Source organism: Massilia sp. 2TAF26, assembly GCF_052115005.1.
Lineage (GTDB): Bacteria > Pseudomonadota > Gammaproteobacteria > Burkholderiales > Burkholderiaceae_D > Telluria.
This window is the reverse complement of sequence record NZ_JBFRFV010000033.1, coordinates 31,348-57,083: the sequence shown is the minus strand read 5'-3', so window position 1 is coordinate 57,083 and position 25,736 is coordinate 31,348. Positions and strand designations below refer to the sequence as shown.

Here is a 25,736-nt window from a genome sequence, read left to right as displayed (position 1 = left end):
ATGAATGAAGGCGTACCTTACCCTGACGCCTTGGCAAAGTACGCCGCGGCCTTTCGCAAGATGTCGCGCTCCTCGGTAATGCGCTTGAGTTCGGCCTTCAGGCGTTTTACCTCGTCGGCCTGTGCGTCCTGCGCCTTGCGCTCATCCTCAGGGACGCTGTAAAGCTTCGTCCAGGCATAAATGCTATGAATGCTCACCCAAGCCGCTCGGCTATCTCGGTCGCTGGCTCAGGAGTACCTAGTGAACTCATGGCGGATTCATCCGGCGCAGCTACGGGAAGCCTATCCGAGTCCAGTTTACGATTGGGAAAAAAACAGGTTCCATGATGCCCTGGAATCGCGTTTACGAACGGGAAAAGTAAATCTTTTTGCGACGATGTGTCGGATATTCTGCGACTTTATCGAAAATCGTCGTCGTAAACCTGTAATCTTGAGACAAGCTCGACAACCGTGGGCTGCTACTGAAGTATGAGGACTTATGGAAAAGCGTGTTCCCGACGCCAATCAGGTGAAGTTTAAGGGTGACGGGGAAATGGTCGAAGCCGTAAACCGGAAGGATTGGTCTCAAACCTTGCTTGGACCATCGTCGGAGTGGCCTTCTTGCATCCGCGCCGCCGTGTCGCTGTCGCTCGGGTCCCGGTTCCAGCTGGCAGTGCTTGTGGGACCGGAGCTGGTCTACGTTTACAATGACGCGGTTATTCCCATCTTCGGCGATAAGCATCCTGCGGCGTTGGGGCAGCGCGTGCAGGACGTATGGCCGGAAGCGTGGGACACTCTGGGGCCGATCCTGTTGTCGGTCATGGCATCCGGCCGCTCGACCTGGCACGACGACCTGGTACTGATGCTGTACCGTGCAGGGTTCAACGAGGAATGCTATTTCACCGTATCGTACAGCCCAATCTTTGGCGACGACGACCAGGTCGCCGGCGTATTCGTCTCGACCATCGAGACGACCAAGCGTGTGCTCAGCGAACGGCGTCAGCGTACACTCGGCGAACTGGCCACCCGCTTGGCCCAGCGTACTACGGCCGAATGCTCGCTCGAGCTGGTGCGGGACGTACTGTCGGCGAACCTGCATGCGCTGCCGCTGACCGTCCTCTACCTGTTCGAACTCGACGGCGTGCACGCTGACCGCGTATTCTGCTGCGGCTTGCAAACGGCGGCAGAGCCTTTTCCTCGGCGGCTGGACTGTGCCCTCGGGCCGGCGGGTCGTGCGCTGCATCCTTTGGCAAGGCTCGCTCTGTCGACCGAGCCTTATGTGCTGGAAGCCGCTGCTGTGCTGGGGCCTGACGACCGCTGCGGGATCCACGGAGAACAGCCGCGCACACTGCTGGCGGTGCCGTTGGTTCTTCCCGGCCAGAGCGGGCCGCGCGGCTTCCTGATCGTCGGCACCGACCCGCACGCTCACCTGGATGACGTGCATCGCCGCTTCATCCAGACCGTCGCGGGCATTGTCACGACAGCCGTTGCCGGCGCCGATGCGATCGAGGCCGCACGACGGCACGCTCAGGCGTCGGCAGAGCTCGACCAATCACGTTCACAGTGTTCGGCACTGAACCGTGAGGTCGAAGTGGTCCGCGACGATCTGGCGCGTGTGATGGCGGGCACCAGCGATGTTTTTATTCGTTTCGACGAAGCCCTGCACATACGAACGCTGAACGCCGCTGCCATGGAGTTATTCCGGCGGCCACGTCACAAAATCATAGGCGCGCAACTGTACGATGTCGCGCCTCATCTAAAAAATACCGAGTTCGCCCGGGAGCTGGAGGAGGCTCTGGCCTCGCGAGAGCCGCGCATGTTGGAACACGTGCATTTGGAATCAGGTCGTTGGTTCCACGTGCGCATGGTGCCCGCGCCGCATGGCGTTGCCAGCTTTGCAACCGACATTACGGAGCGTAAGGAAGCTGAGCAGGCGTTAAAGCGGGCCAATGCCAATCTCGAACGGCGTGTGCAGGAACGTTCCGAGGAGTTGCGCGCCGCGACCCAGCTGCTTGYCGCGGTGTTCGATCGGGCGCCAGGTGGAATCGCGATCACCGAAACCGATAGTCGCTTTGTGCGCGTCAACCCAGCGTATGGGGCGATGCTAGGCTACAAACCAGAAGAATTGATAGGCAGGCGGTTCTGTGATCTCGTCGAACCGGACGATCTCGCCGACGCCACGCCGCGCTTCGAGCGTTTGCTGGCGCGCGACCTCGCGTTCTGTGAGACCGAAATGCGGTTTCGGCATGCGCGGGGCGACTGGATCTGGGTGCTCAGCTTCATGTCGGTGATCGAAGACGAACAGCGACGTCCGCGCTACACGGTCCATATTTCCAAGGACATAACGGGGCGCCGGCGCATAGAGGCGGAGCGCCGCGCCGCACAGGAAGAGCTGAACGTGCTTTATCAGCGGCTGGAAACGGTGCGCGAGGCCGAGCGCGTCGCGCTCGCACGCGAAGTCCATGACCAGCTTGGCCAGATTCTGTCGGCCGCCAAGATCGACTTACGCTTGTTGGAAGACAACATCATGCACGGCAGCGAAACAATGACGCCGGACCAACTGGCACAGGAGCTGCGCTCGGCCAGTTCGACCCTCGATCGCGGGCTGATGGTGGTACGTCAGATCGCCACCGAGCTGCGGGCGCCCGAGTTGGACGGACAGGGATTGTACGCTGCCATCGAATGGCATGCCCGCGATTTCGAGCGGCGTACCAGGATCGTCGTCGACCTGGACCTGGGCACCGGATTGCCGCAGCCGGCATTGCCGGCAGGCCAGGCCTTGTTACGCATTTTTCAGGAGGCGCTCACCAACGTGTTGCGGCATGCGCACGCGACCGAAGTGCGGATCACGTTCGAGCTGCGCGGGCCGCGACTACTGCTGCGGATCTGCGATGACGGCGTCGGCATCGCGCGCAGTGTGGCGCGCATGGCAGGCTCGCTCGGATTGACCGGCATGGCCGAACGCGCGAAACTCGCACACGGCCGGTTGCTGGTCGGTTCGATCCGGCCACGCGGCACGCTTGTCTCGGTCCTGGTACCGATCGACGGAGGCGCTGTCCCAGGGGCCAGCGCGGTCAATGAGGGAAACCAATGATCAACATTGTCATCGCGGACGACCACGAACTGATTCGTGAAGGCGTCAAGAAAATCGTGCGCTCGCATCCGGACATGCGCATCGTCGGCGAGGCAGCCGACTTGGCAGGGACGCTCGGACTGGTCAGGTTGCATGGGCCGGACGTGGTAGTGCTCGACATCAACCTGCCCGATTACGACGGACTCGAGGGGCTGTCCGAGCTGCACCGACATTTTCCGGATCAGCGTGTGGTTCTGCTCAGCATGTACGGGGAAGAAAAGTACGCTATCAGCGCGCTGCGCGCTGGTGCGATGGGATATGTCACCAAGTCCATGGCTGCCGACGAACTGGTGCGCGCAATACGCCAGATAGTGAATGGCGAAACCTATATCGGCCCGCGACTTGCCGAACTGATGGCGCGCCAGATGCTCGAAGTTGGCGAAGCGCGACAGCAGCGCCGCCTGACCAAGCGCGAGACCGAGATCGTCTCCTTGATCGGCGCCGGATTGCAGGTCAAGCAGGTGGCAGCTGAACTGGCGATCAGCGTCAGCTCGGTGAACACCTACCGCAACAGGATCTTCCGCAAGCTAGGCGTGCAGACGAACGCGGCGCTGATCCGTTATGCGCTCAAAAGCGGGTACGTCAGCTGATCAAATACCTTCCTCTGTCGCAAAGCTATGTCGTTTCTTTGTGTCACATATCTTGTGACAAAAAGAAGTCTTATTTGTGACACTTTTTGGCGTGGCAAGGTGTTTTTTTCATTCACCTATCTAAATAAAATCAATGACTTAGCCCGACTTTCTTGTTGCGGTGATGGCCTTTCGCCAGCTTGTCCGGAGACGGTCGCGCCTATGAGTGACGCGCTTGCTTGGATACGATGCAGGCATGCGAAGAATAAACAGTAGCTGGCCGCGACCCGCCAAACCAGCCGGAGCCGGGGAATGAAGCGGCTCCGGGATCCGCGCGCAACGCCCTCGCGCCCCGGTGCTGCGGGCGCATTGATCGACGTCCTCGAATTCGAGTGTCAGGGCGGGCGCTTTGCGCTGCCTCTCGACAGCGTGCGGCGCGTGATAATGAGCGCCCAGCCGACCCCCTTGCCGGGCGCATCCGACGTCGTGATCGGCTTGCTGAACGTAGCCGGGCAGACCGTCACCGTACTCGACCTCGCGCGCCGGGCCGGATACCGCCCGACGGTACTCGACCCGGAGCAATATTTTCTTCTGGTGGAGATCGCCAGCTTCCCCTGCGCGGTCGTGGCCGAGCGCATCGTTGGAATCGCGCGTCACGACGCCAGTGCACGGCAATGGCCTCCTGGTGCGGGCGGCGCCGCTTTCGTCGACGGCGCGGTTCAGCTCGACGATGGCCTGTGCCTGGTCATCGATCCGCACAGATTCCTGTTCGAGCAGGACATAATCCAGTTGGCGGCGGCACTCGCGGAGCATGCGCATGACTAAGCGCGGGGCGCACATACCGATGGACGTGGCGCTCGACTTGGCAGCACGCCGCATCGAAGCGGAAACGGGCCTGCATTTCCCGCCAACCCAGCGGCGCCAGCTGAGCGCTGCGCTGGAACGCATGGCCGTCGCCCAAGGCTACGCACGGCAGGCGGACTGCCTCGCCTGGCTGCTAGCGGGAACCTGGAACGCCGAAAAGACCGCGCTGTGCGCGCGCTTCCTGACGGTTGGTGAGACCTATTTTTTCCGGGAACCGCGCGCGCTCGACCTGTTGTGCGACTATGCCCGCGAGCATATCGCGCGTGGCGCCAAGCCGCCCTTGCGTGTGTGGAGCGCCGGCTGCTGCACCGGCGAAGAGCCTTACTCGATCGCGATGACGCTGCAGGACAGGGTGCCGCAAATGGATCCGGACATGGTAGCAATCCTGGCGACCGACCTGAATCCGGTCTTCCTCGACTTCGCACGGGCTGGCATCTACCGGCCCTGGTCGTTCCGGCGCACGGAACCGCAGCGGCAGGCGGCCCATTTTTCCGCACTGGACGACGGCCGTTTCAGGATCTCCCCAGGCCTGCGCGCGCGCGTGAAGTTTGCACAGCTTAACCTGGCTTCGGATGGATTCCCCGATGCCGCCGCCGGCACCTCCGGGATCGACCTGATCTTTTGCCGCAATGTGCTGATGTACTTCGCGCGGCCTCTGGCGAAGCAGGTCATCGCGCGCCTGCGTGCCTGCCTGGTGGATGGAGGCTGGCTGGTAGTCAACCCGAGCGAAGCATCGGCCGAGCTGTTCGAGGGCTTCGCGCCGGTGTACTTTGCCGACGCCGTGTTCTTTCGGAAGCAGAACCATGCGCACCGCGCGCCGCCCGCTAGGGCCGAGGCGCCGGCTGCCGTCGCGGTAAAGCCTGTACCGGCGCGGGCCGCCTCGGCCGCGCCGGCCGCCGCGCCGCAGCTGGTGTCGGCGCACGACGAGATGGCCGCGCGCGCCAGCCTCCTGGTGCGGCATGGCGAGCCTGGCGCCGCACTCCAGCTGATGCGGCGCGCGATCGAGGCGGCTCCGCTATCGACTCCACTGTATCAGACCGCCGCCGCACTCGCCCTCGAGCATGGGGCATCCGCGCTCGCGCGCCAGTGGGTCAAGGGGCTGCTGTACCTGGAACCGCAAAGCGCTTATGGCCACTACCTGGCCGCCCTGGTTGAGCACGCCGACGGCCGCAGCGACGCCGTGGCGCCCCTGCTGCGAACGTGCCAGGCCTTGCTGCCAGCCGAACCCGATGCCGACGGCTTGCATGACGCGGTCGCCTCCTTGCTGGGACGTGTGCAATGACCCGCCCCCCCCAGGAGCCGTCCGGCTTCGACTGGGCCGCGCTGATGCGGCAGGTGGAGCGCCATCGGGCCGCGCTGGGCGCGCTCTCGGGCGACGACCAGGATGCGCGTGCCCACCTGCTCAGGCAGCGCGCCCAGGCTCTGGCATGCGCACCGGTTGCCGAAGACGAGGGCGCGGCCGACGCGCTGGAAGTGCTGGCTTTCGATTGCGCCGGTGAGCGCTATGCGTTCGAGACCTGTTGGGTCGAACGAACGCTGCCGATGCAGCCGCTGACGGCGTTGCCCGGCATGCCCGCGCATATCGTCGGCATCACCATGGTAGAGGGCGAGGTGCTCGCCGTGCTCGACCTGCGCGTGTTGCTCGCGCTGGCCATCAAGGACCTCGTCGAACCCGGCGGACTGGTGGTGCTGCGCGGCGAAGGCAGCCGCTTTGCGCTGATGGCCGATGCGCTGGTCGGCGTGCACAAACTGCCGGCGTCGGGCCTCGATCACAGCCTGCCGGCGCTGGCGCAGCTCGACAAGACATTTCTGCGGGGCGTTGCCCCCGACCGCACAGCGGTGCTGGACGCGCGCCGCCTGCTGACCGATTCCACCCTGGTCGTGCATGCTGACCGCTGACTCTGGAGCTCCCATGTCCTTTTTTTCGAATTTGACCACCAGAGGCAAGCTGCTGCTCGGAATGGGAGTGCTGGTCTCCATGATGGCCGCCATCAGCGCGCTGTCCTACCGCGCCATCAGCGAGCTGCAGTCGTCCCAACAGGCCCTGTTCAAGGACGATCTGTCGATCGTGTTGAACATGGTCGAGCTGCGCAACGCGATAAACCGCGAACGGGTGCAGCTGGTGTCGCTGGTCGTGGCGGCGGCGCCCGACCAGGCCAGGATCGGGATCAAGCTGGACGCCGAGGAGGCGGCGGTGCGGCGCTGGATGGAAAAGCTGACTGCGCAGCGGGCCGACGACGTGGCATTCTCGAGCGCCTTCGAGCGGCTTTCGAGGACGCACGACGAGTATGCTCAGGTGCGCGACCTGCAGGTGTTGGCAGCCTTGAAGGAGGGCCAGCAGGCGAAGGCGGCGGCGGCGATCGGCCAGCTCGAGCGCAAGTTCGAAGCACTCAAGGATATTGCGGAAGAGCTGTCCAAAGTGCAGATGGAGCAGGCAGCTCGTCGGATGCGGGATGCCGAGAACATGGTCGAGCGTGCGCGGGTCGGTCTCCTGCTGATCAATCTGGCGGCACTCGCCGTCGTGTGCGGTAAGGCCTTCTGGCTGGAGCGCTCGGTCGCCGCGCCGCTGCGCCGTGTCACTGGCATCGCGGGACGGATCGCCAGCGGCGACCTGCGCGCAGAGGTGCCGGCAGACGAGCGCAGCGACGAGGTGGGCCAGCTGATGCGCGCGCTGCGCGCCATGGTCGGGGAGTGGCGCCGGGCGGTGGGTGAAACCCATGACGGCATCGCCACCCTCAGCGCGGCGGCGAGCGAGATCCTGGCCAGCACCGCGCAAGGCGTCGCCAGCGCCACCGAGACCGCGGCGGCGGTCAGCGAAACCACGGCCACCGTCGAAGAGGTCAAGCAGACGGCGCTGCTGTCGAGCCAGAAGGCAAGATTGGTGTCGGAGTCGGCGCAGCAGGCCGCGCGCACCGCCGCCGACGGCCGCCGCGCGCTGGAGCAGACCGCGGAGGGCATGCATGGCATCCAGGAGAAAATGGAGGCGATCGCAGCGACCATCGTGCGCCTGAGCGAACGCAGCCAGGCGATCGGCGAGATCACGGCCACTGTGGGCGCGCTGGCCGAGCAGTCCAACCTGCTGGCGGTGAACGCGGCGATCGAAGCGGCCAAGGCGGGCGACCACGGCAAGGGCTTCTCGGTGGTTGCGCAGGAAGTCAAGAGCCTGGCCGAACAGTCGCGCCAGGCCACCCGGCAGGTGCGCGAAATCCTCGGCGACATCCAGAAGCACGTGGGCGCCGCGGTGATGAACACGGAGCAGGGCGCGAAGTCGGTGGCGCAGGGCGTCGGACAGGCGGCCGACGCCGGTCAGGCGATCATCCAGATGGCCGAGCGCATCGAGGAAGCGGCGCAGGCGGCGGTGCAGATCGCCGCCTCCAGCCAGCAGCAGCTGGCGGGCATGGACCAGGTGGCGCTGGCGATGGAGAACATCCAGCAGGCGAGCGCGGAAAGCGCAGCCGGTTCGCGCCAGGCCGAGTCGTCTGCGAGGAGCCTGAATGCGCTGGGACAGTCGCTGCGGCTCTCCAGCGAACGCTTCCAGTTCTGACGCGCCATGGCCGACGCCGCCTTTCTGCAACGCCTGCGCGCGATTTTCGGCGAGGAGGCGAACGAGCACCTCGGGCAGATCGACGCCGCGCTTGTCGCCCTCGAGCAGGGGCCGCAGCCGCCGGGGGAGGAGGCGGTCCAGCAGGTACTCCGGCCCCTGCACACGCTCAAGGGTGCCGCGCGCGCGGTCGACGAAGAGGCCCTCGAGCTCTTGTGCCACGAGCTCGAGGGCGTGCTGGCCGCGGCGCTCGGGCGCGCCGCCGTGCTCACGGCCGAACAGTTCGACCGCTTGCACCAGGGGGCGGCGATTGCGCGGGCCCAGGCCCTGGCGCCCGGCGCGCGCAATCGCAACCAGGCGCTCGCCTGCGCCGCCCAGCTGGCGTCGCTGGCTACCCAGCTCGGCGCCACACCGGCCCCTGCGCCCGCCAAACTCGCCGGCACTGCCGATCCCGCCGACCAGCCGGCCGAGCCGGCGCGCGCGGCTGCGCCCGATACCAGCCATGACCGGATTCGGGTGCAGGGCAAGAGCATCGACGCCATCCGTGGCCATGCCGAGGCGCTGCTGCCGGTCGAGCTGCAACTGCACCACCATCTCGAGGCCCTGCGCGACCTCGCGCAGGGCATGGCTGCCCAGCGCAAAGAAACCGGCGCGGCGGGCGCCGGCGCCGACATCGGCCGCTTCGAACTGGCCTGCAACCAGCTGGCGAGCCGCCTGGCCCGGACCGGGGCCGAGCTGCGCGCCACGCGCACGCGGCTACTCGACGCCACGCTCGAGACTGCGTTGGTGCCCTTCGAGGCGGTGGCCGACGAGCTGCCCGCGCTGGTGCGTAAGCTGGGACGCAGCCACGGCAGGCAGGTCGAGCTCGAATTACGCGGCGCCAGCGTCGCGATCGACCGGCGCCTGCTGCCGGTGCTCAGGGAGACGCTGATCCACCTCGTCACCAACGCGGCCGACCACGGGATCGAGGCGCCCGAGCAGCGCCGCGCGGCCGGCAAACCGGACAGCGGCCGGATCACCGTGGCTGTGGTTCAGCGCGATGCGCGCCAGGTCTCGGTGCGCATCAGCGACGATGGCGCCGGTATCGATACCGAAGCGCTGGCGCGGGTGGCCGGGCAGCGCTGCGGGCTGGATCCCGCGCAACTGGCGCAAATGAGCGAGCAGCAGAGGCTGCAACTGGCCCTGCGCGCCGGCGTGTCGACGCGCGAGGAGGTGACGCAGGTATCCGGCCGCGGCATGGGCCTGGCGATCGTCGCGGAACGGGTGGCGGCGGCCGGCGGCCAGCTGCTGATCGAAAGCAGCCGCGGCGCCGGGACGATGTTCGAGCTGCTGCTGCCGGTAGGCGTGACCAACGTGCGGGCGCTTGTCGTGGCGGCCGGCGGGCTGCGCTATGCGCTGCCGCTGGCGGGCCTGGATGCCGTGCAGGCGGCGGGCCGGGCCGCCATCCGCACGGTCGAGGGCCGCGAAACCATCCTCGATGGCGGCCGGGTGCTGCCGCTGGTGCGGCTGGCGAGCCTGCTTTGGCCGGGGCAGGACGGCGCCGACGGCGCGGCAGGTGTGGTGCTGTTGGCGCGTGTCGGCGCCCAGGACTTCGGCATCCTGGTCGACGAGGTCGTGGCCGAGCAGGACGTGCTGCCCAAGCGCCTCGGACCGCTGCTGCGGCGCGTGCGCTACATCAGCGCCGCCGCCCAGCTCGGGGACGGGACGCTGGTGCCGGTGCTGGCGCTGGAGGACATCGCCACCCATGGTCTGGCGGGTGGCGCGCCCGGCGTCGGCAATACCGCCAGCGCGCCCGCTGCCGCCGCGCGCGTGCTCGTGGTCGAAGACTCCGCCACCTCGCGCCTGCTGCTCAAGCATATCCTGGAAGGCGCCGGGTTCGCGGTCGATACCGCGGTGGACGGGCTCGATGCGCTGTCCAGGCTGCGCGGCACGAAGTACGAAGCGGTGGTCAGCGACGTCGAGATGCCGAACCTGAACGGCCTGGATCTGACCTCCAGCATCCGGGCCAACCCGCAGACCGTCCACCTGCCGATCGTGCTGGTGACCTCGCTGCAGACGTCTGCAGAGCGCGAGGCGGGCCTGCGTGCGGGCGCCGACGCCTATTTCACCAAAGGCGCGTTCGACCAGGATCGGCTGCTGGCCACGGTGCGCCGTCTTGCCGGCTCGGAGCGCGCATGATCCGGATACTGGTCGTCGACGATTCGCCCGCGGTGCGCGAGCTGCTGGCACACATCGTGTCGGAGGCGCCGGGGCTGGTGCTTGCCGGATGTGCCGCGGATGGCGATGAGGCGCTGCGGATGGCGCACGAGTTGCGCCCGGACGTCGTCACGATGGACGTGCAGATGCCGAAGCTGAACGGTTTCGACGCCACCCGGCGCATCATGCAGGAGTGTCCGACGCGCGTGATCATCGTCAGCGGCACCGAGAATCAGGGCGAAATCGGCGCCAGCTTCCTCGCCATCGAAGCGGGCGCGCTGATGCAGGTGCGGCGGCCCCTTGGCATCGGCAACCCCGGCCACGCGGCCAGCGCGCGCGAGCTGGTGCGCGCCATCAGGGCGATGGCCGAGGTGAGGGTCGTGCGGCGCTGGGGCGCGGCGGCGCGCGCGGCCAGGCCCGTGCGCGGGCGCCAGCGCAGGCTGGTGTTGATCGGCGCGTCGACCGGCGGCCCCACCGTCCTGCGCGACATTCTGGCCGAACTGCCGCCGGGGTTCGCGCTGCCGGTGGTGATGGTTCAGCACCTGGCGCCCGGTTTCACGCGCGGATTGGCCGAATGGCTGTCCTCGGCAAGCGGCTACCCGGTCGCGCTGGCCAGCGACGGGCTTCGGCTGCGCGGCGGCATGGCCCACCTGGTTCCGGACTGCTGCCAGCCGGCGATCGACGCCGACCTTTGCATGCGACTGACCGATGGCGAGCCCGAACATGGCATGCGCCCGTCGGTGTCGCATCTGTTCCGTGCACTGCACCCGGACCTGCGCGCCGATTCGGTGGCGATCCTGCTGAGCGGCATGGGCCGCGACGGCGGAGCCGAACTGAAGCAACTGCGCGAGGACGGGGCACTGACGATCGCCCAAGACCGCGCCAGCGCCGTGGTGTATGGCATGCCCGGCGAAGCGGTGCGCCTCGACGCGGCCATGCTGGTGCTGCGACCGGCCGAAATAGGCAAGATGCTGCACGGCCTCACGAGCGAAGCTGCAGCGATGACACGTACTTATGGGATCTGAAGAACAATATGACGGAATCGCGTTTTAGTCACGACAACGACATCGACATCCTGATTGTCGAAGACAGTGTGACCCAGGCGCGCCTGCTCGCCCAGCTACTGCAGGCGGAAGGCGGCTACCGGGTGCGTACCGCAGCCAACGGGCGCGAGGGCCTGGCCGCCGCGCGCGCCGCACGGCCGACCATGATCCTGTCCGACATCTCGATGCCGGAGATGGATGGCTTCGAAATGTGCAAGGAGATCAAGCGCGATCCGGCGCTGCGCGATATCCCGGTGATCCTGCTCACCTCGCTGAGCAGCCTGTACGACGTGATCAAGGGCCTGGATGCCGGCGCTGACAACTTCATCCGCAAGCCCTATGAATCCAGCTATCTACTCGGCCGCATGCGCTTCATCCTGGCCAACCGGGCGCTGCGAAGCAACGACCGCGTGCAGCTTGGCATGCAGGTCAACCTGGGCGGACAGACCCATTTCATTACGGCCGAGCGCCAGCAGATTTTCGACCTGCTGATTTCGACCTATGAAGACGCGATCCACATGACCGAGCAGCTGAAGGTGCAGCAAGCGCGGATCGCCCATTCGTACCAGTCGCTCGAGAGCCTGTACCGGATCGCCGAGGCGCTGAATCCTGCGCTGAGCGAGCCGGAGGTGGCGGAGCGCGCGCTGCAGCGCGTGCTCGAACTGCCTGGGGTGCTCGACGCCACGATCTGGCTGGCGGACGGCGAAGGTCGGCTGCGCCTGATGGGCAGGGCAGGGGATGGCGGCTGCGCCGGGGACGACTGCGCGTGCGAGCAGGCACTGTGCGATGCCGCCCGTTGTGCCGTGCGCGAACCTGGCAGTAGCGCCCACCAGCGCCTATTGGTGCCGCTGGCGTCGGGCGCCCACACCCGTGGCATGCTTTGCATGAGCACGGCAACTGCGCTGTCCGACGACGAACGCCAGGTCCTCGAGACGGTCGGTAATCAGATCGCGGTGGCGATCGAGCGCGCCCACCTGTACACGCACATGGAAGGTTTGGTGCGCGAGCGCACCACTGCGCTCGAATCGGAACGCGCGCTGCTCTCGGCAGTCGTCAACAACAGTGGCGCGCTGGTGGTCGTCCTCGACCCGCAAGGCGTGGTCCGCATCTTCAATTCGGCAGCCGAACGCAGTTATGGCTGGCTCGCATCCGAGGTGGTCGGCCGCAATTTCCGGGACTTCGTCCACCAGGCCGACGACCAGCCGCTGTCGTTCGATCTGCCGACCGATCACGGCGTCCCGGTCCAGAGTCGCCGCGAATGGTACGCGCGCGACGGCAGCATCATCACGCTGATCTGGTCGACGACGTGGCTGCGCGACGCTACCGGTGCGCCACAGTACTTCGTCGCGACAGGGATCGACGTGACCGAACTGCGCGGCGCCGAGGAGCGGGTCCGTTACCTGAGCAACTTCGACCCCGAAACCGGCTTGCCCAACGAAGTGCTGCTGCGCGACCGCTTGCGGCAGATGCAAGCGCGGGCGATGGAGGGCCAGCAGGTGTTGGGCTATCTGTTGCTCGAGCTGCCGCGGCTGCTGATGGTGAAAGCAAGCCTTGGCCTGGACGCGGAGCGTGCGGTCCTGAAGCAGGCGGCGGAGCGCCTCGGCCGCTGGTCGCAGGGTGACGCGACCGTCGCGCGTACCGGCCAGCGCGTATTCGCAATCGTCGCCTTGCGCCAGAACGCGGCCGAACTGGGCGCCCTCGCGCGCCAGGTGCTGGCCGAGATGGAACAGGCGTTCGACTGCTGCCATCAGGAATTGCACGTCGACCCATGCATCGGGATCGCCATGTTCCCGAACGATGGCGACGATTACGACACCCTGGCCCAGGGCGCCGAGGCGGCGCTGCAGCGCGCGCTGGCCAGCAAGGCGGCGCGGTACGAATTTCACCGGCCCGACCTGAACGACGGCATGCACGAACGGTTCCGGCTGGAGGCGGCGCTACGGCGCGCTCTCGAGCGCGAGGAGCTGCGCGTGCACTACCAACCGCAGGTCAGCCTGTCCACCGGCGCGATCATCGGCGTCGAGGCTCTGCTGCGCTGGCAGCATCCTGACTTGGGGCTGACCGCTCCAGGACGCTTCATCGGACTGGCCGAAGAGACCGGCCTGATCCTGCCGATCGGCGAATGGGTGCTACGCAAGGCCTGTGAGCAGTTGGGCGCCTGGCAGCGTGCAGGCCTGCGCCCGGTACCGGTGTCGGTGAACCTGTCGGCGCGGCAATTTTCCGGGCACATTGCCGTCACCGTCGGCCGCATCCTGGCGGAAAGCGGGATCGATCCGGCCCTGCTGGAGCTAGAGCTCACCGAGAGTGCTTCGATGGAGGACCCGCAAAAGACCGTCGACATCTTGCGCCAGCTGAAGGACATGGGGGTGCGCCTGGCAATCGACGATTTCGGCACCGGCTACTCGAACCTGAATTATTTGAAGCGTTTTCCGGTTGATAAGCTCAAGCTCGACCAGTCCTTCGTACGCGACATTACATCGGACCCGGATGACCTGTCGATTTCGCGCGCCGTGATTGCGATGGCGCATGGCCTGCGGCTGGCCGTGATCGCCGAAGGCGTCGAAACGGCCGGCCAGCTCGCGCTGCTGGCGGAAAACGGCTGCGACGAAATGCAAGGCTATTTCTTCAGCCGTCCGGTGGATGCCGAGGCCTGCGCACGCCTGCTGCGCGAGGACCGTTCGCTCGACTTGTCGCAACTGCTGCGCGCACCCTACCAGCGTACGCTGCTTTACGTGGATGACGAGGTCAATCTGCTGTCGGCCGTCCGGCGCCAGATGCGCCATGCGGGCTACCAGGTGCTGGTGGCGAGCAACGCCGAGGAAGCCTACGAGATTTTGGCCAAGACCCGGGTCGGCGTCATCCTGTGCGACCAGCGGTTGCGCGGCATGAGCGGCACCGAGTTCCTGTCGCGCGTCAAGCACATGTATCCGGATACGGTGCGCATGGTCCTGTCGGGTTATACCGACTTGCACTCGGTGACCGAGGCGGTCAACCGCGGTGCGATCTTCAAGTTCCTGACCAAGCCATGGCTGGAAGAGGACCTGGCGGCGGCGGTGCGCGACGCTTTTGCCGAATTTGAAACCAAACGGAGCCCGCTGCAGCCGCGGGAAAGGGCATGACACGTCGCGCGTATGGACCAGGTGCTCTGTTGTGTTGTTATGGGGTAACAAGCATTGTTCTTAGGCAATTGATTTGCATGTTCCTGGTTATAATGCCGGCGAGTAGGATCGCGTGCTCACAAGGTGGTCCGACCCGCCACGCCGGGCTCGCCCGCCACCTGTGCGGCGCTAGGCGCCACGTCACGACACTATTGCCGCGGTCGCCGATGCCTTGCGGCGAGCCGGTGCCCTGCCGGCTGAACACATCAGTTTCACATTCCACAAGCGCTTGTCGAGTTGTTATCCGATCCCAATGAAAGCAGTCATCACCCACTTGCCCGGACCCACGGACCACGCTATCGCGCCTCAGCCGGGCGTAACGGTGCCGTTCGCCCTGCCGCTGCGCTCCGAAGCTTTCGTCGCGTTGGAGTGGTTCGAGCACGCACCAGGGTTCGTCGCTTTTCTCGCCGGCCCCGAGCTGGTGTTCACGCATGCGAACGACGCCTACAAGCGATTGGTGGGACGCGAGCAACTAGTCGGCTTGCCCTTCCATATTGCCTTGCCGGAGGTGGCCGAACAGGGCGTCGTCGCTCTCTGTCATGAGGTCATGGCGCGCGGCGAACGCCACGTCGAGCGCGCGCGCGAGGTGCGGGTCCTGACGCCGGACGGCAGCTCCCAGCTGCGGTATATCGACTTCGTACTCCAGCCGATCGCGGAGGTTAATGGACAGCATGCCGCTGGCCTGCTGGTCCAGGGAAGCGATGTGACGATGGAGACGATTTCGCAACGCGAACTCCAGTTCAGCCTCACGCACGACGTCCTGACGGGCTTGCCAAACTATGCCCTGTTCCGCGACCGACTCGAACACGCCTTGCGACTGGCGGCGCGCGTCCAGGGCGCATTCCAGGTGGCGGCCCTCGATCTCGACCTGTTCAAGCGCATCAATGCCCTGCTCGGCCGCGAGTGCGGCGAGCACATCCTGCTTGACGTGGCGCGCCGGATCGAGGCGGCCGCCGGGCCCGACGCGACGCTCGCACGCGAGAACGGGGACAAGTTTCTGCTCATGTTCGAAGGAGAGTCCCAGACAGGCGCAGCGCAGCGGATCCGCGACGTCGCCCGGGCCCTGGCGGAACCGTTCAGCTATGAAGGCGACGCCATGTATCTGACCTGTTGCGTTGGCGTTGCGAGCTTCCCCACGAGCGGACAGACGGTCGACAGCCTGTTGCTTGCCGCAGACCATGCCCTGGCGCGGGCACAGGAAGGCGGCGCGGGCATGCTGCGCTGGGACGATACCCCGCCCGATGGCGCCGAACTCGAGCGCATGCAGCTTGGCTTCGCCTTGCGTGAGGCTCTCACGCGGGGCGAACTGCAGGTGCATTACCAGCCTCAGGTCGATCTCGTGACCGGCGATATCAGCGCCGTCGAGGCGTTGGTGCGCTGGACGAGGGCGGGGGAAAGCGTGGCCCCGGCCACGCTGATCGCGGTTGCGGAAGAGTGCGGCCTGATCGGCGACCTCGGGAAGTGGGTGCTGCGCACTGCCTGCGCCCAGGCCGTGCGCTGGCGCGAGATGGGTTTCACATCCTTGCGGGTCGCGGTCAACTTATCGGCGCGGCAATTTGCTACGCGCGATCTGGAAAAGTCTGTCGCGCAAACGCTTGCGGACACGGGATTGCCGGCGAGCTGCCTCGATCTCGAGGTCACCGAAAGCTTGTTGATGGAAGACCTGGACGGGGCCGCGGACAGTCTCTATGCCTTGAGACGCCTCGGCATCAGGACCTGCGTCGACGATTTCGGGACCGGCTATTCCAGCCTCGGGAACCTGCGCCTACTGCCGGTCGACGTCCTCAAGATCGACGGTTCGTTCCTGCTGCGCGTCCCCGAGGACGAAGGTGCGTCGGCGATCGTGAGTGCGATCATCTCGATGGGGCACAGTCTCGGCATGCGTGTCATCGCTGAACGCGTCGAACGGGAAAGCCAGTGCGAATTCCTGTCGCGTCATATGTGCGACGAGGTGCAGGGCTACTACGTCTGCGAGCCGATTCCCGCGGATGCCATGACGGACTTCCTGCGAGCGGGAAGCGCGCTGGCGCCACAGTTGCTGCGCTTCAGTCGTGCCAAACCTACGCTGCTGCTGGTCGACGACGAGCCCAGCATCCTGTCCTCGCTCAGGCGCCTGTTGCGTAACGAGGGCTATCGCATCCTGACTGCCAACAGCGGGAGCGAAGGGCTGCAGGTGCTGGCGGAGCACTCGGTCGACGTGATCGTGTCCGACCAGCGCATGCCGGGGATGACCGGGGTGGAGTTCCTGCGCACCGTGAGGCAGCACTATCCGGACACGGTGCGCATCGTATTGTCCGGTTTTACCGAACTGCAGACGGTGACCGATGCCGTCAACGCCGGGGCGATCTACAAGTTCCTGACCAAGCCCTGGGATGACGAGCAACTGCGCGGCCATATCCAGGAGGCCTTCCTGTACGGTGCGATGGCCGACGAGAACCGCATGCTGACACTGCAGGTCCGCACCGCCAACCAGAAGCTCGCCGCAGTGAATCACCAGCTCGAGTCTGTTCTGGCGCAACAGCGCAGCGAGATCCAGCGCGGCGAGATCAGCCTGGACATCGTGCACGAGGCACTCAGCAATGTGCCGGTGCCGGTTCTGGCGAGTGACGATCTCGGCACAATCGTATTGGCAAATCGGGCCGCACTGGAACTGTTTGCCGGTCACGGGCCGGTCCTCGGCAGCGACGTGCGACAGTTATTTCCCAGCCTGCCAGCACAGTTACCTGACGGTACGGGACTTACTTTCGAGCACCGTATTGGTAACTGCCGGCTTCCGGCCGATCTGCGTCCTATGGGGAGCGGGAGCCAGTCGCGCGGGTGGCTCATCGCCGTCACTGGTCAGGCTATCGATATTCACGCGCCGGGCGACGCATCCGCGTGTCTGCCCGGTGGCGCCAACAAAACAGGAGTATCAGCGTCATGAAACGCTTTCAAGCAGTTGCAACCGCCGAGGCCGAAGAAGGCAAGTGCCTCTATGCGGAGGTGCGGGACCGGTCCGGCAACGTCCTGCTGCCAAAGGATACCGTGCTCACCGGCGCCATGATCCGGTCCCTGCTGCGGCGCGACGTCGAGACGGTGCTGATCGTCGACGATTCGATCACGGCGGAGCAGCTAGCCGCCGAGCGCTCACGCGCGCAGGAACGGCTCGAGTACTTGTGCCGCCATGCGGGAAGCGGGAAGGCAAACCTGCTGTTGCGCGAGGTCGTCGAAGGATACCGGATGGCGGAGTTGTCGTGAACATGGTCGATATTGCCCAAGTGGTGAAACGCGTCCGCGACCTGCCAACCTTGCCCTCGATCGCCCTCGATCTGATCAGTTCCTTCGAGCGCGAGGATGTCGACGTAACGACTCTGGCGGAAAAGATCTCGCGGGACCAGGCGCTCGCCGCCAAGACCCTTCGCCTTGCGAATTCGTCCTTTTATGGCCTGGCGGCGAAGGTCAGGACCGTCAAGCAGGCCATTGTTGTGCTCGGCTTCGACAGTGCGCGTGTGCTGGCGGTGGCGAGCAGCGTCATCGAGACCTTTGGCGACAGTAAATGCCAGCAGATCGACGTTGCTGGCTTCTGGCGTCATTCGATTGCGGCCGCGCTATGTGCGAAGAGCCTCGCGCGCCATGCCGGGCTGGACCAGGATTGCGCCTTCATTGCCGGCCTGCTGCACGATATCGGCCGGCTCGTGCTGGCGTCCAGCTTTCCCGACGAATACGCGCAAGTGCTCGCCTACTGTGAGCGCAACGACACGACCACCAGTGAGGCCGAGCTGTGCATCCTCGGCGTGGATCACCAGCGCGTCGGCGAGATGCTGGCGGAGATATGGAAGTTCCCGCCCTTGATCCAGCGTGCGATCGGTCAGCACCATGCGCCGGCCGGCGCCGACCTTTGCAACGTCCCCGGCCTGGTGCATGCGGCGAACGCGCTGGTGCAGGCACTGGATCTGGGCGGCGGCGCGCATATCGCCGTGCCGCGTTTGAACGACGCGACCTGGGAAAGCCTTCGTCTGACACCGGACCATCTGCAGGCCGTATGCCGCGAGACCGAAGGCCAGTTCGAGGAAGCGTCCCGACTTTTCATGCAGGGCTAGGACCATGACACACACCGTTGATATCACATGCGGGGCCGGCGCCGTGGTGCGCCAGGAATCGGTGGAGGCTGAACTGCTGCGCCGCAACCAGGAACTTACCGAACTGAACGCAAAGCTTTCCAGGGCGCAGGAGCAATTGCTGCAGTCGGAAAAGCTCGCCTCCATCGGGCAACTTGCTGCCGGTGTCGCGCACGAGATCAATAACCCGATCAGTTTCGTTTTCTCGAATTTCGGCACCTTGCAGACCTATGTCGCCGACCTGCTGCGGGTGCTGGTCCAGTACGAACAGGCCGAGCAGTTCATCGCGAACCCGGAGGTGGTCAAGCAGATCGCGGCGCTGCGCCATCAGGTGGACCTCGATTTCCTGAAGGACGACGTCCCGGTCCTGATGGTCGAGTCGCGCGAAGGCATCGAGAGGGTGCGCAAGATCGTCCAGGATCTGAAGGATTTCTCGCGGGTCGACGCGCACCAGGATTGGCAGTGGGTGAATCTCCACCACGGGATCGACTCGACGCTGAACATCGTCAATAACGAAGTCAAGTACAAGGCCGATATCATCAAGGAATACGGCGACATTCCCGAGGTCGAATGTCTACCGTCCCAGATCAACCAAGTGATCCTGAATATCGTCGTCAACGGCGCCCAGGCGATCAGCGGGCCGCGCGGGCGGATCACGATCCGGACCGGCACCGGCGACGGTCATGTGTGGATCGAGATCGCCGACACCGGAAGCGGCATTCCCAAGGCGATCCAGTCGCGCATCTTCGATCCTTTCTTCACCACGAAGGCGATCGGCAGCGGGACCGGCCTCGGACTGTCGCTGTCCTACGGCATCATACAAAAGCACGGCGGCCGGATCGAGGTGCACAGCGAAGAAGGCTTGGGTACCGTCTTCCGCATCGAATTGCCGATCAGCCACGACGATGCCGAGGTTGCGGCGCAGGTTCCGGTATGAGCGCGATTGCCGCCGTGGGATCGGACACGCCTGCAGCCACGATCCTGTGCGTGGACGACGAACCGAATATCCTGGCCGCCCTGCGGCGTTTGTTTCGGAAGGAAAGTTTCCGGGTGCTGTGCGCAGAAAGCGCGGCGGCAGGCGTGGCTGTATTGGAACAGGAGCGAGTCGACATCGTTATTTCCGACATGCAAATGCCGGAAATGAATGGTACAGAGTTCCTCGAATGTGTGAGGCGCCGTTGGCCCGACACGCTGCGCCTGCTGTTGACCGGCCATGCGGACGTCGAGTCCACCATCAGCGCGATCAATCGTGGCGAAATCTACCGCTACATCACCAAGCCGTGGAACGAAAGCGCGCTGCTGCTGGTCATCCGCGACGCCTTGGAGCGCCAGCGGCTGGAACGCGAGAAACTCCGGCTGGAGGTGCTGACGAGGCAGCAGAACGACGCGCTGCGTGATCTGAACGCAACGCTCGAACAACGTGTGCGTGATCGGACAGCGGAGCTGAGTGCGGCCCAGAACTCCTTGCAGGCTTCGCACGAGCGGCTGAAGTCGAATTTCCTCACATTGATCAAAGTCCTGTCGAGCCTGATCGAAATGCGCGGGGGAGCTGTCGCGGGGCATGGACGGCGGATCGCCGACTTGGCGCGCCGGATCGCGCTGCGGATGGGCTTGACCCCGCGTGAAGCGCAGGACGTGTTCGTGGCGGGCCTGCTGCATGAAATCGGCAAGACCGGGTTTCCAGACAGTTTGCTCGGCATGCCGGAGTCAATGCTGAGGGGGGACAACCTGGGGCGCTACCGCAAATATCCGCTGCTTGGCGAGCAGTTGCTCATGCCTCTCGAAGAATTGCGCGAAGTCGCCGCCATCGTGCGCGCCCATCGCGAGCGTTTCGACGGTAGCGGCTTTCCCGACGGCGTGGCTGGCTTCGACATACCGCTCGCGGCGCGCATTTTGGCGGTGGCCCACGACTTCGAAGCATTGCAGCAGGGCCTGCTTGTTCAGCAGCAGATGGACGCCAGGCGGGCAACCGATCTGGTGGTGGAAAGCAGAGGCAAGCGCTACGACCCAGGCGTGGTTGGGGCATTCTACGATATCCGGACCGGACGCAGTATCTCCGAGGAAGTCGCGGAGATTGCCATGGGGATAACACAGCTCAAGCCGGGGATGGTGCTCAGCCGCGACCTGCTGTCCGCAGAAGGCGCCTTGCTGCTGTCGACAGATCACGTGCTGAGCGAGCGGATGCTGAAACAGCTTGCCGAATTCGAGCACAGGGCGGGTACCGAACTTCAACTCTTCATCAGGTCTGGAGCAGCGCATGCGCCGTATTCTGATTCTTGACGACGAGCCTGGCGTACTGAATGCGCTGAGGCGCACGCTACGCTCGGCATTCCCCAAGGAGAGCGTCACGATCGAAACATTCGACGATCCCGAAAGCGCCGTTCTGCGTGCTGGCGACCAGGACTTCGATGTCGTGATTTCAGACTTTCGCATGCCGGGCCTCAACGGCGCCGACGTGCTGCAGCTGGTGAAGGGGCTGCAGCCCACCGCGACGCGCATCGTCGTGAGCGCGACCACGGATTACGCCGACATCATCGCGGCAGTCAACCGGGCCGAGGTGTTTCGTTACTTGGCTAAGCCATGGGAGCACGAGGAATTGGTCGCAACGGTGCGGGAAGCGTTCGAGCGGCGGGACTGCCTGATGCAGTCTAGGCCGGGGCAGCCTGCCGCGCAAGCGTCGGAAGTCCGCGCCGACCAGGAGGAATGCGCGCCGCACCAGTGCGAGTTGCAACAGCTTGAACAGGAAGAGCCAGGCATTACGCACGTGAATTGGGATGAACATGGGAATATTCGGCTTTTCTGATCGAGATGCGTCGAGCACGCGCGCTCGGACGAGCGGCTTCGCAGGTGCACTGAAACATGCTGGGTTCTTGAGCGAGACCTTGTCGATATGAAAAAATGGATTTCGCGTTTGATAGGCAACGCTGAAGCGGGGACGAACGAAGGTGCCGGCCAGGATGCCGATGGCACGGCGCAGGCGCGGCAGGCGGAGCGTACTTGCGCCGAGATCGATGCCGCCTACTATCGATGGCTGACCGCGTCCGCGGGATTCAACGCGCCTGCCGAGTTGGAAACCTCGATTCTCGATCAGGTGCAAGGCCTGTGCGACTCTCCGGGCGAGGCGGCCGAACTGGTGCCACGCGTGCCCGAGGTGATTCCGCGCCTGTTGCGTAGCCTGCGCGACGAGGAGGTCTCGGTCGCGGAGCTGTCGCGCCAGGTGGAGCAAGACGTCGTGCTGGTTGCGGAAGTCATTCGCGAGGCCAACAGCGCCTACTATCGGCCCTTGACCGCAGTCAAGACCGTCGAAGCCGCGATCATGATGCTTGGGCAAAATGGATTACGCATGTTACTTGCCCGTATCGGTTTTCGGCCTGTCATCAAAATGCAGTCCGGTGGATTTTTGCGGCGAGTTGCGCCCCAGATCTGGGGCCAGTCCGAAAAATGCGCGCTTGCCGCAAGCCTGGTGGCGCCGGGCCTGACCACCGGCGTGTTCGAGTCCTATCTGGCCGGCCTGATGCAGAACGTCGGTCTGGTCGTCGCGTTCCGGCTCGCTGAGCGTGTGTGCGAGCCAGGCAAGGTTCCTGCGTCCAGCCAGTTTGGTGTCAAGCTGCTGGCCTGTAGTCGGGCTCTCTCGGCGGCGATTGCAAGACATTGGGATTTTCCGCAGGACGTCGCAGACGCCATTGCGCAGGCAGCTGATCCTGGCGAGTCAAACCTTGCCCTGGCGCTTCGCCAGGGCGATTGTATTGCCAAGCTGCGGCTGCTGCTCGACAGCGGTGTCCTATCCGCAGACGATAACCTCATCTCGGATGCACTCGACAGTTTCCAGCAGCGCTGCCTGCGAAAGCTGTGCAATGTGGAAAGTTAAAGACATTTCGATTGCTTGCAATGCAGAGAAATCAGTAGCTCAACCATTTTGTCGGAACGGAAGGCATTTGCAACCTAATGCCGCCGAAAAAAAGAACGCGCTTGAAAGTGAAATCAAGCTAATGCGACAAATTTTATGTGTGTGCTCGTCGAGTGCTACAACATGCCGGTGCGCTACGCCTGTCTGGCGCGCAAGTTCTTTGAAACGTTGTCAATTTTCGATCATGGCCGCCCAATCTGGCATTCGGCGCCATTAGACCGGGACAGAACACTGTTCTTGCCGCTTAGTCTACAAGTGGCAGCGCGTGTCGGGGCCTCGACAATGCAGGTGCTATATTGTTCGAAAAAGATTGCAAGACGACGAGGCGCTTGAATCCGTCTTTTTCTTTGCCGCAACTTGGGGGGCTAAGGAATGGCCCGGTCCGCGCTTTATGGAGTTGATGCAATCGAATGCCAGATACCGATCGAAATCGCACACTTCTACCTGCCTTCCTAGTACTGCTGCTTGGATGCTCCGTTTCGTTCTCCGCTTTCGAACTCGAAAATCGCCTCGCTGGCGAACGTACCGCGCTTCACGCGGCGACCGACGCGGCCCAGTACCAGTACGCACTTGAGCAGGGCATCGGCGCTTACGCGCATTTAAGCCGGGACCTGGCGGGTTACGTCGCGGCCGCCGGTGATTCTGGCGAAGCTGGCTTCGTAAGATATGCGCGCACCGCCGATGTGCTTGCCGAGCATCCGGGCCTTCGCTCGATTGGATATGTTGAGCAGGTGCCAGGCTCCAGCCTGAATACCAATGCCTTGTTCTCATACTGGTACATGTATCCGCGAAGTGCAGAGGCGCTGCGTGCCTGGGAGCCCGACTTGTCGAAAGTACCTGAACGCCGGCGGGCAATGCAGGTGGCCCGCGATTCCGGCTTGCCCACCTCTACGCAACCGCATTCCTACCTGAGCAGCTCGAATGCAACGCCAGTGGTCGCCGTTTTCTCGCCCGTCTACCGCACGGCGCTCCCGCCAACTACGATTGCCGAGCGGCGCGCAGCATTGCGCGGCTTTGTTTTTTTAGTTGTCGATGTTGACGAGGCAGTGGAGCGGGTAATGGGGCCGGGATTTCGTCGGTCATTCGACCTTGAGATTTACGATGGATCGGTGCGCCCCGAGAATCAGTTGTATGACGGCGACAAACGACCGCACTTTCGCTTGGGCGACCGTGATTTTCCTGTGGCCCGCCAATCCGACCTTACGTTCGCTAACCGCACGTGGAAACTGTTTTTCTTCGCAAAGGCTGTGTACCGCGAGCGTTATTACAATCCCTACGGCGCAGTGATCCTGTTGGCGGGCTTTATGGCGTCGATCGGACTCGCCTACCTCACTGCAGCGTGGATGCGGCGTGTGGCCAAGCGCTCGCGCCGGCGCGCAGAAGTCATGCGCTTTGACACGATCTTCGAAAAACACCCTTTTGCGGCCTATTCCCTCGATCACCGACACCGCTTCCTGAGTGCAAACGCGAAGGCCTTGAATGATTTTAAATTGAGCAAGCAAGACCTGATCGGGAAGCCCATCGAGGAGATGATCGTGCCGGAGAATCTGTCGCGCTTTCTCCAGGCGTTTGCGGAGGTCTTGAATGGGGATTCGGTGTCCTTCGAATCGGCGCTGATCGATAACGTTGGCGTGCGCATCGAGGTGAGCATGATCATGCTTCCGGTAATAGCTAACGATCGGGTGATCAGTGTTCTCGGTATTGCCGAAAACATCACTGAACGAAAATTGATCGAGTGGCGCCTTGCGGACTCTCAGCGGATGCTCAAACTGGTCATCGACAACATTCCCCAGAGGGTATTCTGGAAGGACTCGCAGCTCAGATATATGGGCTGTAACGAGGCGTTTTCCCGTGATGCAGGCTTGGCGCGACCCGAAGACATCGTTGGCAAGAGCGATTTTGAACTGGCTTGGCGGGCAAGCGCGGAATTGTACCGGAATGACGACATCGAGACGATGCGCTCCAACGAGCCAAAAATCAATTTCGAGGAGCGTCAGCTGCGTGATGATGGCAGTGAGACCTGGTTGCGTACAAGCAAAATACCGCTCTATGACATTGACGGACGCACCGTCGCGTTGCTCGGGTTATACGAAGATATCACTGATCGTAAGTTGCTTGAACGACAGCTGCAGCAATTGGCGCATTACGACAGTCTGACCGGGCTGGCCAATCGCGCCTTCTTCTACCACCACTTGGAATTGGTGACGTCGCGCGTGAAGCGCCGTCATGCGACAGTGGCGCTGCTGTACCTCGACCTTGACCGGTTCAAGGCGATCAACGATACCTATGGCCACGACGCAGGCGACGTGGTGCTCAAGGCGTTCGGTCAGCGCATCAAGCACGTGGTGCGAGAGACGGACCTCGTGGTACGCCTCGGCGGCGACGAATTCGCCGTGCTGCTGGAGGATTTGCCCGACCGCAAGACCGCAGAAACCGTGGCGCGCAAGCTTGTTGCGGTGATGCAGGCGCCATTTCCACTCGGCTCGGCCGACGTGGCGGCCGGCACTAGCGTTGGTGTCGCCTTTCTCGAGCCAGGTATGGCTGGCGACGAGGCGGTGCGCCGGGCGGATCAGGCGATGTATCGGGCCAAGCGTGGCGGACGCAACCGGCACGAGGTTTACGGCTCTGCTCTCTAGGCGTGCATTTGCAGGAGATTGTCGCCATCGGTAGAGAGCCTGGATAGCGGTGCTATGTCGCCGATCCCTTGGCGGGGACGGCCACGGTCGTAATCGTCGTTCCACTGGCGGAAGACATCCGTCCGCTCGTCAGAATCGGTGTAGACGAAACCATGGATCCACTCGTGTAGCGCTGACTAGATGATGCGATCTGCCTTACCGTTGGTTTGCGGTCGGTAGAGTCGGACGACGCGATGCTTAAGTGTTGGACGACAAAGGTTGGAGCCGCTTTTCAGCCCAGGCCTACGCGTCTTCGCAAGTGGACAAGAGCTACGGGAGAATCCGCGGCCAGTTGATCTATCTCTGCAGAGTTGTCGGCTCTGCCGTTGAAATCGCCGACTTACGGCTCAGTTCGCGCCGCAATCGTGCGTGGCCTGCTCGCGTACATAATTTGCGCCGGAACCAATTTGAATGGCGACCGCCGCTGGTCATGCTCGATGTCGCTTCCCAGCGACGGTTGCTTGTCGGTTGCTCATCAACCGGGATTCACTGATGAGCTACCGTCAGCTCCTCATAGAAAGGAGCAATCCGAATTAGCGGATGTCGCAACTGCGTGTTGTTTGATCAACTAGAAG

Annotated in this window: 17 protein-coding genes and 1 pseudogene; 17 read left to right on the top strand and 1 reads right to left on the bottom strand. The window is 64.0% G+C overall.

Translation table 11 applies throughout. From position 1 onward, the window contains the following. Positions 1–226: pseudogene (locus AB4Z32_RS24030) on the bottom strand (IS3 family transposase); the annotation flags it as partial. Positions 227–477: 251 nt separating this feature from the next. Between AB4Z32_RS24030 and AB4Z32_RS24025 the strand changes: the two are divergent. The 17 genes from AB4Z32_RS24025 to AB4Z32_RS23945 all read left to right on the top strand — a co-directional run bounded on the left by AB4Z32_RS24025 (position 478) and on the right by AB4Z32_RS23945 (position 25,122). Then, positions 478–3,072, top strand: a complete 2,595-nt coding sequence (locus AB4Z32_RS24025; RefSeq protein WP_442124391.1) for a PAS domain-containing protein — start codon at positions 478–480, stop codon at positions 3,070–3,072. Next, positions 3,069–3,701, top strand: coding sequence for a response regulator (locus tag AB4Z32_RS24020; protein ID WP_442124390.1), 633 nt, complete (start codon positions 3,069–3,071; stop codon positions 3,699–3,701). Before AB4Z32_RS24025 ends, AB4Z32_RS24020 begins: the two co-directional genes overlap by 4 nt. 291 nt (positions 3,702–3,992) lie before the next feature. After that, positions 3,993–4,505, top strand: coding sequence for a chemotaxis protein CheW (locus AB4Z32_RS24015; protein WP_442124389.1), 513 nt, complete (start codon positions 3,993–3,995; stop codon positions 4,503–4,505). Then, positions 4,498–5,826 (top strand): CheR family methyltransferase, encoded by a 1,329-nt coding sequence (locus AB4Z32_RS24010; RefSeq protein WP_442124388.1) that lies wholly within the window; start codon positions 4,498–4,500, stop codon positions 5,824–5,826. Before AB4Z32_RS24015 ends, AB4Z32_RS24010 begins: the two co-directional genes overlap by 8 nt. Then, on the top strand, positions 5,823–6,443 hold the full coding sequence (locus tag AB4Z32_RS24005; RefSeq protein WP_442124387.1) for a chemotaxis protein CheW: 621 nt from the start codon (positions 5,823–5,825) through the stop codon (positions 6,441–6,443). The genes AB4Z32_RS24010 and AB4Z32_RS24005 overlap by 4 nt, the downstream gene beginning before the upstream one ends. Positions 6,444–6,456: 13 nt before the next feature. Further along, the gene (locus AB4Z32_RS24000; RefSeq protein WP_442124386.1) at positions 6,457–8,088 is read left to right on the top strand and encodes a methyl-accepting chemotaxis protein; all 1,632 of its coding nucleotides are present in this window, start codon (positions 6,457–6,459) and stop codon (positions 8,086–8,088) included. Positions 8,089–8,094: 6 nt separating this feature from the next. Then, positions 8,095–10,263, top strand: coding sequence for a hybrid sensor histidine kinase/response regulator (locus tag AB4Z32_RS23995; RefSeq protein ID WP_442124385.1), 2,169 nt, complete (start codon positions 8,095–8,097; stop codon positions 10,261–10,263). Then, positions 10,260–11,306 carry a chemotaxis protein CheB gene (locus AB4Z32_RS23990; protein ID WP_442124384.1) on the top strand — a complete coding sequence of 349 codons (1,047 nt, stop codon included), beginning with the start codon at positions 10,260–10,262 and terminating at the stop codon, positions 11,304–11,306. The genes AB4Z32_RS23995 and AB4Z32_RS23990 overlap by 4 nt, the downstream gene beginning before the upstream one ends. A gap of 8 nt (positions 11,307–11,314) precedes the next feature. Further along, positions 11,315–14,443, top strand: coding sequence for an EAL domain-containing protein (locus AB4Z32_RS23985; protein WP_442124383.1), 3,129 nt, complete (start codon positions 11,315–11,317; stop codon positions 14,441–14,443). A 292-nt stretch (positions 14,444–14,735) separates the two neighbouring features. Continuing rightward, positions 14,736–17,405 carry an EAL domain-containing protein gene (locus AB4Z32_RS23980; protein WP_442124382.1) on the top strand — a complete coding sequence of 890 codons (2,670 nt, stop codon included), beginning with the start codon at positions 14,736–14,738 and terminating at the stop codon, positions 17,403–17,405. Next, positions 17,402–17,719 carry a hypothetical protein gene (locus AB4Z32_RS23975; RefSeq protein WP_442124381.1) on the top strand — a complete coding sequence of 106 codons (318 nt, stop codon included), beginning with the start codon at positions 17,402–17,404 and terminating at the stop codon, positions 17,717–17,719. Before AB4Z32_RS23980 ends, AB4Z32_RS23975 begins: the two co-directional genes overlap by 4 nt. Before the next feature lie 2 nt (positions 17,720–17,721). Continuing rightward, a complete protein-coding gene (locus tag AB4Z32_RS23970) occupies positions 17,722–18,561 on the top strand; it encodes an HDOD domain-containing protein (RefSeq protein ID WP_442124392.1) in 840 nt (279 codons plus the stop codon). 4 nt (positions 18,562–18,565) lie between these two features. Then, entirely contained in the window at positions 18,566–19,516 is a 951-nt protein-coding gene (locus AB4Z32_RS23965) for an ATP-binding protein (RefSeq protein ID WP_442124380.1), read from the top strand. Next, positions 19,513–20,859: an HD domain-containing phosphohydrolase gene (locus AB4Z32_RS23960; RefSeq protein ID WP_442124379.1), complete on the top strand. Its 1,347-nt coding sequence runs from the start codon at positions 19,513–19,515 to the stop codon at positions 20,857–20,859. The genes AB4Z32_RS23965 and AB4Z32_RS23960 overlap by 4 nt, the downstream gene beginning before the upstream one ends. After that, positions 20,837–21,382, top strand: coding sequence for a response regulator (locus AB4Z32_RS23955; RefSeq protein WP_442124378.1), 546 nt, complete (start codon positions 20,837–20,839; stop codon positions 21,380–21,382). Before AB4Z32_RS23960 ends, AB4Z32_RS23955 begins: the two co-directional genes overlap by 23 nt. Before the next feature lie 87 nt (positions 21,383–21,469). Further along, positions 21,470–22,447 (top strand): HDOD domain-containing protein, encoded by a 978-nt coding sequence (locus AB4Z32_RS23950; protein ID WP_442124377.1) that lies wholly within the window; start codon positions 21,470–21,472, stop codon positions 22,445–22,447. Positions 22,448–22,896: 449 nt separating this feature from the next. Continuing rightward, positions 22,897–25,122, top strand: a complete 2,226-nt coding sequence (locus AB4Z32_RS23945; protein WP_442124376.1) for a diguanylate cyclase domain-containing protein — start codon at positions 22,897–22,899, stop codon at positions 25,120–25,122. Positions 25,123–25,736: the final 614 nt, after the last annotated feature.